The sequence below is a fragment of the Streptomyces africanus genome, from assembly GCF_030816955.1.
In the GTDB taxonomy this organism is placed as follows: domain Bacteria; phylum Actinomycetota; class Actinomycetes; order Streptomycetales; family Streptomycetaceae; genus Streptomyces; species Streptomyces africanus.
In genome coordinates this window covers 7,064,330-7,079,541 of sequence record NZ_JAUSYP010000001.1, presented here as the reverse complement: position 1 = coordinate 7,079,541, position 15,212 = coordinate 7,064,330, and the positions used below count along the sequence as shown (strand labels likewise).

The following is a 15,212-nucleotide window of genomic DNA, read 5'->3' as shown; positions in this document are numbered from 1 at the left end:
CCATCCGTGGAGGGATTACATGGGGGTGATGCTCACCTCGTCGAACTCGGTGGTGCTGCGGGCCAGGGGGTCGCGGGAGCAGACCACGAGGCCCACGTAGTAGGGGGCGTCACCGAAGCCGGGGATGTCTCCCTCGGCGAGGGGGGTCCAGGTGGCGCCGTCGTCGGACGAGACGGATGCGGTGAAGTGCGTCCCGGTGCGCTTCAGCCGCAGCAGGCAGGGGGCGGTGACCGCCGCGTTGCCCGTGAACGTGGACTTGCCGGCGACGGTCGGGCGCAGCATCAGCTGGGCGCTCGTGCCGCCGGTGACGATCGTCCCGGCCGCCTGGTCGAACGGCGACAGGGACTTGACCATGAGCAGGCCGGCCCGGTCGCCGGTGGCTCCGGCGCGGGAGACCAGGCGGGCGGTGACCTCGCAGTCGCCGGTGACGGGCCGCCGTACGAACTGGCCGGTCATGCCCTGGTTGTTGACGGTGAGGTCGGTCCCGGCGCCCCGCACCACGAAGGTCCCGTCCTCGTGGGCGGTGCTGCCGGGGGTGCGGACGGCGACCACGCCGAGGGTGCCGTAGGCGCGGTCGTCGAGGACGACGTCGCCGAGGTCGCCGTAGGTCCAGGGCGCGGGCGGCGGGGTGCCGACCGTGAGGGTGAGGGTGCCGGTGGTGTCTCCGGCGGCGTTGCCCGCGGTGGTGGTGACCTCGAACTCGCCCTTCTGTGTGGGTGTTCCGGAGATCAGGCCGGTCCGCTTGTCGACGCGCAGGCCGTCGGGCAGCCCGTCCGCTCCGAACCGTATGGGTTCGTGCGAGGCGCGCAGGAGGTGCTGGAAGGGCACGCCCTTGTTGGCGAACGCCGTGGTGGCGGAGGTGAGGTTCGGCGTGGACGGTGTCGGCATCGTTGCCGGGGCGGACTCCGACAAGGGGCCGCGTCCGGCGCAGTTGGTCTTGGCGACGGCGTAGTGGTACGTCGTGCCGGGTGTGCCGGTGGCGTCGGCGTACCGGACGCGGGTGCCGAAGCCGACCGCGCCGATGCCGGTGGCGATCGTCTCGTAGGGTCCGCCGGCCGCGGTGGCGCGCAGCACCTTGTAGCGGGCGGAGAGGTCCGGGTCGGTCCAGGCCAGTTCGACCGCGTCGGCGCCCGCGGTGGCCCGCAGGTCGCCGGCGGCGGTGGCCGGGCGGGGCACGGACCAGACCTCGTCGGCGGTCCGGGAGACGACGCTGACGTTGTCGAAGGCGCCGGTGCCGGTCTCGGCGTAGTCCTCGTCGACGCCGAGGCAGGAGGTGAGGGTGAGACCGACATACGCGGTGCTGCCGAGGTCGACGTCGGTGGAGCCGACGTCGGTCCAGCGGATGCCGTCCGGGGAGATGGCGCCGGTGCAGCGGTCGCCCCGGCGGGTCACGCGGACCCAGTACGGCATGCGCAGCCGGTAGCCGTCGCCCGCGCCCTCGACGTACGGGGCTTGAAGCGGGGTCGCCGACTCGGGCAGGGTGCCGAGGGAGGAGATCGGGAAGGCGGCGCCGGTGGTGATCGTCTGCTGCTGGGAGGGCGGCACGGGTGTGCTGCCGGTGCCCTTGACGGCGGCTCCCGCCTTGGCCCGTACGGACCACACGCCGCTCCAGGTGTGCAGCGGCAGGCCCTGGATCAGCATGGCGGCGTGGGCGGCGTCCGCGTCCAGGCCGGCCCGTACGGTGACGCCGATCCTGGAGTACTGGGAGCTGAGCGGATACACGATCCGCGCGGTGATCGTGCCGTCGCCGCGCAGCGGCAGGTAGGCCAGGCGGTGGGTGTCGGCGGTGCCGGACGCCTCCAGCACGAACCGTTCGCCGTCGAACACGGCCGAGCCGGGTATCCGCACGTCCCCGACGTCCCGCGTCGCCCAGGGGTCGGGCAGCCCGGGGACCGCCGCCGCCCAGGCGGAACGTGCGCTGCTGCCCTGGGAGTTGGCGGCCGTGACCGTGTAGTAGGAGGGCCTGCCCGGGCGGGCGTCCCGGTCGGTGTACTCCGGGGTGCCGAGGCCGGTCGCGATCGTCTCGTACGGCCCGTCGGCGGCGGTGGCCCGCAGGACCGTGTACGACTCGGCCCACGCGGACGGCAGCCAGGCCACGGTGACGGACTTGTCACCGCCCACCGCCGTGACACCGGCCGGAGCCGTGGGCTCGGCCGGGGCCGGGGCCTTGGTGCCGGCGAAGGTGAGGGTGCCCCAGCTCGGCAGGTCGTCGTTGCTGCCCTCGACGACCCGGGCGCCGCCCGTGCCGCGGAAGACGGCCGCCTTGGTGAAGGGGGTGTCGAGGCCCCGGACACCGGCGTAGTGCGCGTAGGCCATCTCGTAGATCGGGGGCAGGTTTCCGCGCCCGACGGCGGAGACGGACGTCTTGATGTACTTGCCGGTGCGGTCCAGGTCGGGGACGAACGGCACGTCCCCGCCGAGGTTGTAGCGGGCGGCGTACTCGACGTTCTTCAGCAGCCGGTTGCCGTCGAAGGCGTACAGGTCGACGCCCTGGTTCCAGGCGACCTGTGCGGCGTCCGCGAGCAGGCCGACGGCGAGCTGCTCGTGGCCCTGGTCGCGGCCGGACTCCTGGCCCTGTCCCGCGTCGGTGACGATGCGGTGCGGGACACTGCCGTTGCCCGCGCCGGCGGCGGCGAAGCGCAGCGCGTCCTCGAAGAGGGTGGGCTCCTCGCAGAACACGCCGATGGCCAGGATGGACTGAATGGACGTCAGGTCCCAGTTGCCGTTGGCGTAGAGCATGTAGCCGGATACGGCCGGATACCAGACGCGCAGGAAGGACTCCTCGCAGCGCGCGATGTCCTCCTTCGCCCAGCCGTCGTAGCCGCTGTGCCGCAGCAGTTCGGCGGCGTTGACGAACTTGAAGACCTGGAGGCCGGCGCCGAGCGGCCCGTCGGCGCCGGTGACGGCGGTCAGGGACGCCGACCAGGTGTTGAGGATGTCGCGGGACTTGTCGGCGTAGGCCCGGTCGCCCGTGACGCACCACATCAGCGCGGTCTGGTAGGCGGCGGCCGAGTCGGCGACGGCCTGGTTCTGGAAGTTGGTGGGGCCGCGGCCCCAGGAGGTGATCTGGCCGGTGTTCTGGATGGCGTACGTGGCCTTCGAGCGCGCGTGGGCGGCGAGGGCGAGGTAGCCGTCGTAGACCGGGGACTCCTTCGCGGCGACCGCGGCCTTCATGCGGGCGAGGTCGTCGGCGCTGTGCAGCAGTCCGGGGTGGGTGAAGGCGCGGAGCCGGGTCTTGTCGTCCTGGGCCCACGCCGCCGCGGCGGAGGCGGACAGCAGTCCGCCTCCGGCCGCGACCACGAGCCCTGCCGCGCCGAGGAAGGACCGTCGGCTGAGAGGAAGCACGGGTGACTCCATGGTTCTCAAGGGGGCCGCGTCACGCGTGCTGGACGGTGAGCGTGAGGGTCTGCGTCGCGGTGCCCACGCTGTTGGTGGCCGAGACGGTGACCGTGAACGTGCCGACGTTGTCCCGCACGGTCCCGGAGATCAGACCGGTGGCGGTGTCGACGTCCAGCCCCTTCGGCAACCCGTCGGCGTTGAACGACGTGGGCAGACCGGTGGCCGTGATGAGGTGGTTGAAGACCTGGTTCTTGGTGGCCGTCGCCTGGTCCGGGCTGGTGAGCCCGGGCTTGTCGGTGGACGTGGCCTCGGTGGAGTTCAGGAACCGCATGTTCAGCACGTGCTCGTTGGCGTACGCCGGCATCATGTCGGTGAACTTGTACCAGCCGGGCTTCTTCATCCCGTTGGCGATGGCCTTGCCGTTGATGACGAGGTTCTGGAAGGTGACGTTCTGGATGGCGTGGTCCGCATCGTAGCCGACCATGACGGACGGGTTGGCGTGCGTCCCGGTGTAGGTCAGGTCCCGGATGTACACCCCGTCGATGCCCCGCCCGACGGAGGTGTTGTACGACTTGTTGAACATGACCCGCATGTTGATCAGCTGGCCCCAGCGGAAGTCCTCCACCCGGATGTTCTGGGCGCGGACGTTCTTCAGCAGGTTGCTGTCACCGGGGTTGAGCGCGATGCAGCCCTGGTAGTCCATCTGCGGTTCGCGGTGGTCCAGGACGTCGATGTTGCTGAAGACGAGGTTCTCGATGGTCTCCGGCTTGTCGGTGTTGCCGTGCGTGCCGACGTTGATCGGGTGCGCCACGTCCGCCCAGAGGGTGGAGTTGCGGACGGTGATGTTGCGGCAGTCGCCGTAGTAGTCCCAGCGGTGGGCGTAGATCGCGATGCAGTCGTCGGAGTTGCGCATCCAGACGCCGTCGATGAGGACGTCCTCGCTGGAGAAGACGTCGATGCCGTCACCCCACTGGCCGTGGCTGTAGGAGTGCAGGTTGCGGACGGTGACCTGCTTCGACTGGCCGACGGTGACCGAGTAGCCGCTGCTCGGGTTGAGCACCGTGATGCCGTCGATCTCGATGTTCTTCGCGTACTCGACCAGGATGCCGTTCGCCGTGTTGTACAGCACGCCGCGGCCGATGATCCGGGCGTTCTCCACCTCGTGGAACTCCACCCGGGACGTCAGCACCGCGCCGCCGGCCAGGTAGAGCGTCTTGCCGCTGGGCACCTTCACCACGTTGTCGGTGGTCTTGTGCAGGCCGGGGCCGAAGTAGATGACGTCGGGGTCGTCGGGGTCGGGCGCGTTCGACTCGATCGGGTTGGCGTGCAGCTGCAGGTTGTTGAAGAGGTCGCCGTCGATCTCGATGGAGAGGTTGCGCGGCTCGGTGAGGGTGAAGGTCACCGTGGCGCCGTCCACCGTGAACGGGGTGTCGTAGGACAGCGGGCGGATGCGCGCGGTGCCGATGGTGCCCTTGGAGGAGGTGACGGCGACCTCGACGGTGCCCTTGAAGTCGAACGTGGCGACGGAGGAGTTGAAGACCGGGCCGCTGCCCGTGTTCGCGTCGATCTGCTTCGCTCTGGCGCGGTAGACGGGCACCGTCTGCCATGTGCCGCCCAGCGTACGGGCCTTGACGGAGTAGCTCGAGTTGGTCGGGACCCCGCTCGGGATGGGGTACACCACCAGCTTGTTCGTCGATGCGGGCTCGTCCGCCGCTCGCGCGGCGCCGGCTGCCGCTCCGATCAGTGAGTAGGCGGCGACCGTGGCACCCGCGGCCTGGAGAACGGTGCGCCGGGACAGGCCGGTGCTCTGGGCGTCGTTCATGGAGAAGGTCCTTCAGCAAGAGAGAGGTGAGAGACGGAAGGTCACTTGAGGCCGGTGGTGGACATCCCCGCGACGAATCCGCGCTGGGCGACGAGGAAGATCAGCAGGATGGGCACGACGTACATCACGGAGCCGGCCGCCAGGAGGTTGTTCACGGGCAGTCCGCCCGGCGTGACGTAGGAGGTCATGATGGCGACGGAGAGAGTGGTGCGGTCGCTGGACAGCAGCAGCATCGGGGCGATGAAGTCGCCCCACGACCAGGTGAAGGCGATCACGAAGCTCGCGGCCAGCACCGGCCAGGACTGCGGCAGGAAGATCTGCCGGAAGATCCGGGGGTAGCTCGCCCCGTCGACGATCGCGGCCTCCTCCAGCTCCCGGGGCATCCCGGCGAAGAACTGCCGGAACAGGAAGACCAGATAGGGCGCGGCGGCCAGTCCCCACAGCACCCAGGGCCAGTAGGTGTCGACCATGCCGAGCTTCGCGAAGATGAGGTACGTCGGGAAGAGCGTGATCATCTGCGGCAGCATCATCGAGCCGAGCAGCACCCCGAACAGCACCTTCTTGCCGGGGGCGTCGAGCCGGGCGAACCCGAAACCGACCCAGGCGGAACTGAGGGTGACGAGGGTGGCGTAGATCAGGGAGACGATGAGCGAGTTGCGGGCGTAGCCGAGGAAGTCGATCTGGGTGAAGGCGTCGGCGAAGTTGTGCCACTGGATCGCGTCGGGCAGCCAGTGCACCGGGGACGCGGCCAGTTCGGGCGTGGTCTTCAGGCCGGTGACGACCAGCCAGCCGAACGGCCCGAGCATCAGGCCGGTGACCACGACGAGGACGGTGTAGAGGACGAGGCGGGAGGCGCGCACCCGCACACGGGCCTCGGCGCCGGGGGGCTCCGGGGTCACGGGGGCCTTCGGGGTCACGGTGGTGGCGGTCACTTCTTCGCCTCCGGGTCGACGTTGTAGAACACCACGCCGGACGTGGCCTTGAAGATGAGTCCGGTCACGATGAGGATCAGGACGAAGAGGATCCACAGCAGCGCGGAGGCGTAGCCGTAGCGGCCCAGAGCGAAGTACTCCGCGAACACGTGCATCATGTACATGTAGTTGGTCTGCGGGATCGCGGTGACACCCTTCGGGGTGGGGTCGGAGGCGATCAGCAGCGGCATGATCGTCTGGACCGAGGCGATCATCCCGGTCACGGCCTGGAAGAGCAGAACCGGCGAGAGCAGCGGCACGGTGATGCTGCGGAAGGTCCGCCAGGGGCTCGCCCCGTCGATCCGGGCCGCCTCGTGGAGTTCACGGGGTACGTCCTGAAGACCGGCGAGCGAGATGATCATGATGTTCCCGGCGCCCCACAGCACCGCCATCAGGATCACGTAGCGGGCGTAGGGGTCGTCGAGCCAGGCGACGGCGTCGATGCCGAAGATGTTCAGCACACCGTTGGCGGCACCCGAGTCGCGGTTGAAGAGCTGTTTGAAGATGAGCCCGGCGCCCACCGGCGGTACCACGGCCGGCAGATAGAGCAGCGTGCGGAACAGACCGCGGGCCTTCAGGGGGCGGTTGACCAGGACCGCGAGAGCGAGTCCCGCGACGATCGACAGCGGTACGGAGGTCAGGGCGAACACGCCCGCGCGGCTGAGCGAGTCCCAGGTCACCGGGTCGGACAGCAGCTCGCGGTAGTTGTCGAGCCCGACGTAGCGCCACTTGGGCGAGATGCCGTCGTAGGTGGTGAAGCTCAGCCACAGCGCGTACGCCATGGGCCCGACGGTCAGCAGCAGGAAGCCGATGATCCAGGGCGAGGTGAACAGGTAGAACGCCCGGTGCCGGCGGGCCGTCATGGAGGTGCGCGGCAGGCTCACGGAGGGCGCGGCGCCGGAGCGCGCGGCGGCACGGGGGCCCGGGGCGACTTCGGGGATCTGGCTGACGGTCATCCCACCTGCTCCTTACCGCGCTTCATCTGGTCGTTGACCGCCGAGTTGAGGCGTCCCGCGAGAGTGTCGACGGAGATCCGGCCCTTCATCGCGGCGGGAATGACCTGGTTGATGAGGGCTTCCAGCGCGTCCCACTTGATGTAGGGGGTGAAGGGCGTCACCGAGAAGTGCTTCAACTCGGCCCGCTGCACCTTCAGGACGCGCTGCTGGTAGTCCTCCTTGTGCGGCATCAGCGGCTGGAGCGACTTCAGACTCGGGATGCCCCACCCGCCCTCCGCGCGGGCCTTGGCCGGGCCCTCGCCGAAGAACCACTCGAAGACCCGCCAGGCGGCGTCCTTGTTGCGGGCCTTCTTCGGCATCCACATGCCGGTGGCGCCCTGGCAGGAGCTGATCCGCGGGCCGCCCTCGAAGACGGGGGCGGGGGCGAGCCGGGACGTCTTCGCGAGCTTCGGCTCGGCGTTGATCATGCCGCCGAGCCAGTAGCCGTTGCCGGACATGGCCATGCGGTTCGCGACGTAGGTGGGCCCGTCCCAGGCGTCGGGGTTGGGCTGGACGAGGCTCGGTCCGACCCTGGTCCTGGCGTAGTCCACGTACCAGGTCAGGGCCCTGCGGGCCTCGGGGGTGGTGAAGTCGACGCGGCTGAAGTCCTCGGAGAAGAGGCTGCCGCCGGCGGCGGCGGTGAGGTTGGTGAAGAGGATGCCGAGGCCGAGGCCGTTGTAACTGCCGCCGTAGACGGTGGTCTGGCCGTTCTTGCGCCGGACCAGCCGTTTGGCGTCGTCGAGCCACTGCTCGAAGGTGATCGGCTCCGTCTCGGAGGGGTAGTCGAGGCCGGCCTGGTCGTAGTGCGCGGTGTTGTACCAGAACATCGCGTCCTGGGAGAAGTCCTTCGCCATGCCGTAGCGGGGGCCCTTGCCCTGGGTCTTCCCGTCGTACCGCCACAGGTCGTTGGCCGGGTCCAGGTCGTCGACCTTGAGGACGGTGGACCTCGCGAAGTACGGGTCGAGGTTCTCGGCCACGCCCCGGGCGGCGAAGAACGGCGCGTCGAGGGCGCCGACGCCGCGTACCAGGTCCGGCGGGTTGCCGTTGGTGAGCATCGCGATCAGCCGGGTGATGTCGTTCGCCACCACGGTGATCCTGATGCCGAGTTCCTTCTGGGCCTGCTTGACCAGCGCCGGCGGGACGTCGTCGAGGTTGACCATCATCGTGACGCTCTCGCCGCCGCCGGTCGCTGCGCCGGCCACCTGCAGGGCGCAGCCGCTCAGCGCCGTGGCGCCGACCGCGGCGCCCGACGCGGACAGGGCGAGGAAACGGCGGCGGCTCAGGGAAGCACCAGCATGTGGGTGCATGAACGCACCACCTCCTTGCTTTTCCGGCCTGCTGTGGCAACCGGTTGTTGTGCGTGGGGCAGAGCTTCTTGCGGTCGGGATGGCGCGTCAAGAGCCTTGACGAATTTTCGAAAAGACTGTGTAACCTCGACGTCATCAGCCACAGCGCCGGTGAGACCTGTTTCGCGCGCCGCGCACCAGCCGCCGACGGGTGGCCGTGCGGCCCTGACCAGGGGCGCCGGGGATCTCGTCTCGGCAACAAGAATGGGAACCGGTTGCTGAACCGGTCAGCCGGGTATGCAGGGGCCGACGGCGGCGCAGCCGGTCCCCACGGTCGCTCACTGAAACAGTGGTAATCGATTTCTACAAGCTGCTCGCGTCGAGCCGCAGCGAGGCGTGACCACTCGCGACCTTCCGTCACAGCCGCACACTCCCCTACGACCCCTGTTCGCTCCGCTCCGCCTGTGCCTCTCACCGCACAACGTGGGAAAACCAAGGCCGTTGCCCGGGAAACCGGCACCGCCGGCCATCACCTCGGCCCTGTCGATTGACCGCCGCTTACCGGCGGATCTACGGTAGAAGGCGCTTTCTGAAACTGTTTCCGTCCTCTGCTCCAGGAGAGTCATGCCCAGCCCTCAGCTGCCGCGGGCCGTGTTCGCGATGGACCCGGTGCACCTCCCGCTGCTCTTTCCTCCGCCGCTGATGGAGCGGCTGAGGTGCACGGCCGACATCGACCCCGGGTTGGTCGTGCGGGACTTCACCGATCCGGCCGCGGCCGACGCCCTGGCCTCCGCCGAGGTGCTGATCACCGGCTGGGGCTGCCCGCATCTGGACACCGGTGCCCTCACGGCGGCCCCGAAGCTGCACGCCGTCCTGCACGCGGCGGGCTCCGTGCGCTCCCTGGTCGGTGACGCCCTGTGGGAGCGCGGCGTGAAGGTCTCCAGCGCGGTGACGGGCAACGCCGTGCCCGTCGCGGAGTACACGCTCGCGATGATCCTGCTCGTGGGCAAGGACGCCTTCGACCACCGCGAGCGCTTCCGCCGCACGCACACCTACCCGGGCCCCGCGCAGACCGCGGCGACGGGCAACCTCGGCCGCCGGGTCGGGGTCATCGGCGCGTCCCGGGTGGGCCGCCGACTGCTGGAGCTGCTGCGGCCGTTCGACCTCACCGTCCTGCTGCACGACCCGTACGTGAGCCCGGCCGAGGCGGCCGCCCTCGGTGCGGAGTCGCTGTCGCTGGAGGACCTGCTCAGACACAGCGACATCGTGAGTCTGCACGCCCCCGACATCCCCGAGACCCACCACATGCTCGACCGCGGCCGGCTCGCCCTGGTGCGGGACGGCGGCGTGCTCATCAACACCGCCCGCGGCGCGCTGGTCGACCACGAGGCCCTCGCCGACGAGCTGGTCTCCGGCCGGCTCAGCGCGGTCCTCGACGTCACGGACCCGGAGCCGCTGCCGGCCGCATCCCCGCTGTACAACCTGCCCAACGTGTTCCTCACGCCGCACATCGCCGGCTCACTGGGCAACGAACTGGAGCGGCTCGGCCGCATCGTCGTCGAGGAACTGGAGCGCCTGGTGGCGGGCCTGCCACCGGCCCACGAGGTGCGGCACGCGGACCTCTCGCGGGTGGCGTGACGGCGGCGGCACGGGAGGGCAGGGCAGGGCCCTGGGAACGCCTGCGCGGCGGGGTGTCCTGTCGCGGAGGGGCGTTCCGGTCCGCGTCACGGCGGTGCGTTCCGGTCCGCGTCACGGCGGCGCGCCCGGTCCGGGGCGCTGCGCCGAGGGCGGCCGCCTCGGCCGGGCTCACGTACGGTCGTGCAACCCGCACGGCAAAGGACACGACAGCGCCTCCGGCGCCCTGCACGGCGGCGAGCCCGGACCGCGCATCACAGCAACCCCGCCCAGCCCGGGACACGGCACCACCGGCCCGCAGCACGTCGCGCAGCCGCCTGCGGTCCGCCGTCCACAAGCCCTCCAGCCTGGGAGTAACGATGGGATACGGTTTCCGCACGGGTGGGGGCAGCGCCCCGGCGCCGGATCGGGACGCAACGGTGAAGGAGCCGCAAGGGTGAGTCAGCGCAAGGCGACGAGCGACGCCGGACGGGCGACCATCCGCGACGTCGCGGAGCGGGCCGGCGTCTCGGTGGCCAGCGTCTCGCGGGTGCTGTCGGGCAACTACCCGGTGTCGGAGGAGCTGCGCCGCCGGGTGATGAAGGTGGTCCGGGACCTGGACTACGTCACCAACGCCCATGCCCGTTCACTCGCCGGCGGCGGCACACCGACGGTGGCGATCCTCATCAACAACATCACCGGCGCCGCGTTCGCGCATGTCGCGAAGGGCGTCGAGGGCGCCGCCACGCTGCGCGGCTGGCTCTCCCTGGTCGGCACGACCGGCGACGACCCGGAGCGGGAGCTGGCCCTGGTGAACCTGATGCGCCAGCAGGGCGTGGCCGCCGTGATCCTGCTCGGCGGTGCGTACGACTACGACGAGTACCAGCTGCGCATGGCCCGCTTCGCCCGCTCCCTGGACGCGGCCGGCTCGCATCTGGTCCTGGTGGGCAGGCCCCCGCTGGAGGGCGACGTCCCGGCGACGACCGTCGACTACGACAACGAAGGCGGCGCCTACGCGATGGCCAGCCATCTGCTGTCGGCCGGTCACCGGCGCGTCCTGGTCCTGCCGGGCCACGCCGAACTGACCACCGCGCAGGGCCGGTTGAGCGGAGCGCAGCGGGCCTTCGAGGCGTACGGCGTGCCGTTCGACCCGGGTATGGTCCGGCACGGCCCGTACGACTACGAGCACGGGTACGAGGCCGTGGAGGCGGCCCTGCACGAGACGCCGGACTTCACCGCCGTGCTGGCGGGGACGGACGTGGTCGCGGCGGGCGGCATGCAGGCGCTGCGCGCGGCGGGCCTGCGGGTGCCCGAGGACGTCTCGATCGTCGGTTACGACGACATCCCGCTCGCGTCCCAGCTCACTCCGCAACTCACCACCGTGCACGTGCCGTACGAGGAGATGGGCCGCGTCGCGCTGCGCGCGGTGGCCGACCGGCGCGAGGGCGGCGCGGGGCGCCGCAAGAGCGCCGACGGCGACCATCTGGTGCTGGGCACGCATGTCGTGGTCCGCAACTCGGTGCAGCCGCCGGGTCAGCGCGGATAGCGGCCAGACAGCGTTACGTAACCGTTTTCCCGAGTCTTTGCGGCCCGTTCGAGGTTGCGGTCGGCGGACCCGCCGAGGACTCGGACCGGCCTGTCCGGCACCGCAGTGACCTGCGGGTATGCGAGCCCGCGCACGGGCGCCCGCCGCGCGCCCGGAGATAACCCGGCGGACAATCCGCCGTAACAAATTTCCGCGCACCTCTTGCTAAGAGCCGAGCCCGCCGCCTACCGTCCCAGCAACCGCTTACTACAGCTTCTGCTTCCGCTTGGCCGAACCCCCCGCAACCGCGAGCCGACGGTTTCCGGCCGCCGTTCCTGGCCAGCACAACCGAGCCGCTGCCGTCCTCTCGTTCTGAGAACGCCTATTCCGAAGGATCACGGTCAGATGAACTTCACCAGCCCCCGGAGAAGGTTCGCCTCCGCCGCTGTCGCGGGTATCGCGCTGACAGGTCTGCTCTCCGCCTGCGGCGGATCCGGCTCGGGCGACGACGCCGCGTCGAAGTCCGGCCCGGTCACCCTCCCCTTCTGGGGCTGGGCCAACGGCCAGGAGGCGGTCGTCAAGGCGTTCAACGCCTCGCACAAGGACATCCAGCTGAAGTACACCAAGGTCACCGACCAGCTGACCATGCAGAAGCAGCTGACCAACGCGGTGAAGGCCGGTAACGCCCCCTGCCTGGTGCAGAACACCGCCGAGTACGTGACCAGCTGGGTCTCGCAGGGCGCGCTCGCCGACATCACGAGTTACGTCGGGGGCGAGAAGGACAAGTTCAACACCGGCGCCTGGGCGAGCGCGCAGGTGCAGGGCAAGCTGTACGGCGTGCCGACCAGCTCGGCGCCCCAGTTCACGATCTACCGCACGGACATCTTCAAGAAGTACGGCCTGAAGCCCCCGGCGACCTGGGACGACTTCATCGCCGCGGGCAAGGAGCTGAAGAAGCACAACATCAAGATCACCAACTACGCCGGTGAGGACCCGAGCACCCTGGAGGTGCTCGCCATGCAGGCCGGTGCGCACTGGTACGCGATCGACGGCAACGCCTGGAAGGTGAACTTCCAGGACGAGGGCACCCTCAAGGCCGCGAAGGTGATCCAGGAGATCATCGACAACGACCTGAACGCCAAGCTGTCCTTCGCCGACTACGCGGCCGTGCAGCGCAGCTACGACACCGGCGCCACCGCGACCCGGCAGATCTCCACCTGGCAGATGGCCGGCATGGTGCAGAACTTCACCAAGTCCTTCGGCGACTGGGCCCTTGCCCCGTGGCCGACGTACCAGGGCGAGGCGCCCAAGACGCCGGCGGGTACCAACCTGACCGGCAGCGTGACCCTGGTGACCAAGCAGTGCAAGAACCAGGAGCAGGCGGCGCGGGCCGCGCTGTGGATGTCGACGAACCAGGACGCGGTCAAGACGATGGCCAGCCCGGAGACGGGCAACGGCGTGATGCCGGCACTGGCCGACAGCAAGGCCTACGTCGGGGAGTCGATCTCGCAGAAGCTGCTCGGCAAGAACTACGAGCCGGCGCAGAAGGTCGTGACGGACAGCCTGGGCACCGTCACCACCGACTGGACCTTCGGGCCCAACTGGACCGCGATGTTCACCGAGCTGCAGGCGGGCTGGGCCAAGGTCGTCAACAAGGAGCAGACGGTCACCGACCTGCTCGCGCACATGCAGCAGTGGACGGTCAAGGACCTGAAGTCCCGCGGTATCAGCGTCAAGGGCTGAGGCATTCGATGATTCGCTCCATGCGCTGGAAGGGTGCCGCGTTCACGGTGCCCTTCCAGCTCGGCTTCGTCTTCCTGTATCTCCTCCCGATCGGCTACGCCGTCTACGAGTCGCTGTTCACGGAGAAGCAGTCCGGGCTGGGCCTCGGCGGCGCCACCACGGAGTTCGTCGGGCTCGACAACTACACGCAGGGCCTGACCGACTCGGCGTTCATGAACTCCATCCTGCGGGTGGTGCTCTTCGCCTGTGTGCAGATCCCGTTCATGTTGCTGATCAGCCTGCTGCTGGCGCTGTTCCTGGACGCGGTCACCTCCAGGGTGGCGAGCCGGTTCCGGATCCTGCTGCTGGTGCCGTACATGATCCCGGGCGTGGTCGCGGCGATCGTGTGGGTCAACCTCTACAGCCCGGACGTCGGCCCGCTGACCCCGATCGGCAAGGCCTTCGGGCTCGACTGGAACTTCTTCGCGCCGTCGATGGTGTGGCCGTCCATCGGCAACCTGCTGACCTGGCACGGCATCGGCTACAACATGGTGATCATCTACTCGGCGCTCCAGGGCGTGCCCCGCGAGCTGTTCGAGGCGGCCCGGCTCGACGGCGCCTCCGAGCTGCGGATCGCGCGCAGCATCAAGATCCCGTACGTGCGCGGGGCGCTGGTGCTGACGGGTCTGCTGTCGATCATCCAGATGCTCCAGATCTTCAACGAGCCGGCGCTGTTCCGGAACATCACCCCGCAGACGGTCAGCGACAGCTTCACCCCGATCATGATCATCTACAACCAGGCGTTCAACGCGGGCAACTACAACTACGCGGCGGCCCTGTCCGTGCTGCTCGCCCTGATCCTGGGCGTGGCCTCCTTCCTCTTCTACCGGCTCACCTCGAAGGAGGCCGACTGATGGTGCTGACCGAGCACTCCACGAAGCGGCCCCCCGTCCGCAGCGTCCGGCGCCTCCCCCGCCCCGACGCCGCCTCCCGCGGGCGGGGTGGTCAGCGCTTCCTGCTGGTCGGGCTGATCCTGGCCAGCGTCTACAGCCTGTTCCCGGTGTGGTGGCTGATCGTCGCCGCGACCAAGGACCGCACGGCGCTGTACCAGAGCAACGGCCTGTGGTTCTCCGGCTGGCACCTGTGGGACAACCTGCACCAGGTGTTCACCTACCAGGACGGGATCTTCCTGCGGTGGACGGCCAACTCGTTCCTGTACGCGGGGGTCGGCTCGCTCGGCGGCACGCTGATCGCGCTCGCAACCGGTTACGGGCTGGCCCGCTTCGACTTCCCCGGCCGCGACGCGATCTTCGCGTGTGTCGTGGGCTCGTTCCTGATCCCGATCGCCCTGCTCACGCTCCCGCTGTACCTGCTGTTCTCGGCGCTCGGCATGGTGGACACCCCGTGGGCGATGCTGATCCCCTGTCTGATCAACCCGTTCAGCGTGTATCTGGCCAAGGTGTACACCGAGGCGACGGTCCCCTACGAGCTGCTGGAGGCGGCCCGGATCGACGGCGCCGGCGAGCTGCGGATCTTCTTCAGCATCGTGCTGCGGATGATGACGACGGGCGGCGCGACGGTGTTCCTGCTGGCCTTCGTCAACACCTGGAACGCGTTCTTCCTCCCGCTGACCGTGCTGCGCGGCAAGGAGAACTGGACGCTCAACCTGGGCCTGTACAACTGGACCGGCACGCGGCTGGAGTCCGGCATCGACCTGACGGGCCTGGTGCTGACCGGCGCGCTGCTGTCCATCGTCCCCATGGCGATCATGATGGTCGCGATGCGCCGCTACTGGCGGTCGGGCGTGACGCTCGGCGCCCTCAAGTGACCGGTGCCCTCAAATGACCGGCGCCCCCCAAGTGACGCGCTCTCAAGTGATCTCCCTCGCCTCCGACTGACTCCGGGGGCCGCAGGTGACCCTGACTCCCTGCGGTCCCC

The 15,212-nt window shown here is 69.5% G+C and carries 10 protein-coding genes; 5 read left to right on the top strand and 5 right to left on the bottom strand.

Going from position 1 to position 15,212, the window contains the following annotated elements; translation table 11 throughout:
• Positions 1-15 precede the first annotated feature (15 nt).
• Genes QF034_RS32580 through QF034_RS32560 form a run of 5 tightly spaced genes read right to left on the bottom strand, consistent with a single transcriptional unit; the run spans position 16 to position 8,434 of the window.
• Positions 16-3,357: an alginate lyase family protein gene (locus tag QF034_RS32580; protein ID WP_307178271.1), complete on the bottom strand. Its 3,342-nt coding sequence runs from the start codon at positions 3,355-3,357 to the stop codon at positions 16-18.
• Between the two features lie 19 nt (positions 3,358-3,376).
• Positions 3,377-5,161, bottom strand: a complete 1,785-nt coding sequence (locus QF034_RS32575; protein WP_307178270.1) for a glycosyl hydrolase family 28 protein — start codon at positions 5,159-5,161, stop codon at positions 3,377-3,379.
• Positions 5,162-5,202: 41 nt separating this feature from the next.
• On the bottom strand, positions 5,203-6,093 hold the full coding sequence (locus QF034_RS32570) for a carbohydrate ABC transporter permease (protein ID WP_307178269.1): 891 nt from the start codon (positions 6,091-6,093) through the stop codon (positions 5,203-5,205).
• Positions 6,090-7,088, bottom strand: coding sequence for a carbohydrate ABC transporter permease (locus QF034_RS32565; protein ID WP_307178268.1), 999 nt, complete (start codon positions 7,086-7,088; stop codon positions 6,090-6,092). Before QF034_RS32565 ends, QF034_RS32570 begins: the two co-directional genes overlap by 4 nt.
• Positions 7,085-8,434 (bottom strand): extracellular solute-binding protein, encoded by a 1,350-nt coding sequence (locus QF034_RS32560; protein ID WP_307178267.1) that lies wholly within the window; start codon positions 8,432-8,434, stop codon positions 7,085-7,087. The genes QF034_RS32565 and QF034_RS32560 overlap by 4 nt, the downstream gene beginning before the upstream one ends.
• 603 nt (positions 8,435-9,037) lie before the next feature.
• Here QF034_RS32560 and QF034_RS32555 point away from each other — a divergent pair.
• The 5 genes from QF034_RS32555 (at position 9,038) to QF034_RS32535 (ending at position 15,102) form a co-directional block, all read left to right on the top strand.
• Positions 9,038-10,051, top strand: a complete 1,014-nt coding sequence (locus QF034_RS32555; protein WP_307178266.1) for a hydroxyacid dehydrogenase — start codon at positions 9,038-9,040, stop codon at positions 10,049-10,051.
• A 433-nt stretch (positions 10,052-10,484) separates the two neighbouring features.
• On the top strand, positions 10,485-11,573 hold the full coding sequence (locus tag QF034_RS32550) for a LacI family DNA-binding transcriptional regulator (RefSeq protein ID WP_307178265.1): 1,089 nt from the start codon (positions 10,485-10,487) through the stop codon (positions 11,571-11,573).
• A 384-nt stretch (positions 11,574-11,957) separates the two neighbouring features.
• Positions 11,958-13,295, top strand: coding sequence for an ABC transporter substrate-binding protein (locus tag QF034_RS32545; protein ID WP_307178264.1), 1,338 nt, complete (start codon positions 11,958-11,960; stop codon positions 13,293-13,295).
• An 8-nt stretch (positions 13,296-13,303) separates the two neighbouring features.
• A complete protein-coding gene (locus QF034_RS32540) occupies positions 13,304-14,188 on the top strand; it encodes a carbohydrate ABC transporter permease (RefSeq protein ID WP_307178263.1) in 885 nt (294 codons plus the stop codon).
• Positions 14,188-15,102 (top strand): carbohydrate ABC transporter permease, encoded by a 915-nt coding sequence (locus tag QF034_RS32535; RefSeq protein ID WP_307178262.1) that lies wholly within the window; start codon positions 14,188-14,190, stop codon positions 15,100-15,102. Before QF034_RS32540 ends, QF034_RS32535 begins: the two co-directional genes overlap by 1 nt.
• Positions 15,103-15,212 lie beyond the last annotated feature (110 nt).

Excerpts from the sequence above, each read along its gene's own strand:
- QF034_RS32580 (WP_307178271.1), bottom strand. The coding sequence starts at position 3,357 with ATGGAGTCACCCGTGCTTCCTCTCAGCCGACGGTCCTTCCTCGGCGCG.
- QF034_RS32540 (WP_307178263.1), top strand. The coding sequence starts at position 13,304 with ATGATTCGCTCCATGCGCTGGAAGGGTGCCGCGTTCACGGTGCCCTTC.
- QF034_RS32545 (WP_307178264.1), top strand. The coding sequence starts at position 11,958 with ATGAACTTCACCAGCCCCCGGAGAAGGTTCGCCTCCGCCGCTGTCGCG.
- QF034_RS32575 (WP_307178270.1), bottom strand. The coding sequence starts at position 5,161 with ATGAACGACGCCCAGAGCACCGGCCTGTCCCGGCGCACCGTTCTCCAG.
- QF034_RS32560 (WP_307178267.1), bottom strand. The coding sequence starts at position 8,434 with ATGCACCCACATGCTGGTGCTTCCCTGAGCCGCCGCCGTTTCCTCGCC.
- QF034_RS32535 (WP_307178262.1), top strand. The coding sequence starts at position 14,188 with ATGGTGCTGACCGAGCACTCCACGAAGCGGCCCCCCGTCCGCAGCGTC.
- QF034_RS32555 (WP_307178266.1), top strand. The coding sequence starts at position 9,038 with ATGCCCAGCCCTCAGCTGCCGCGGGCCGTGTTCGCGATGGACCCGGTG.
- QF034_RS32565 (WP_307178268.1), bottom strand. The coding sequence starts at position 7,088 with ATGACCGTCAGCCAGATCCCCGAAGTCGCCCCGGGCCCCCGTGCCGCC.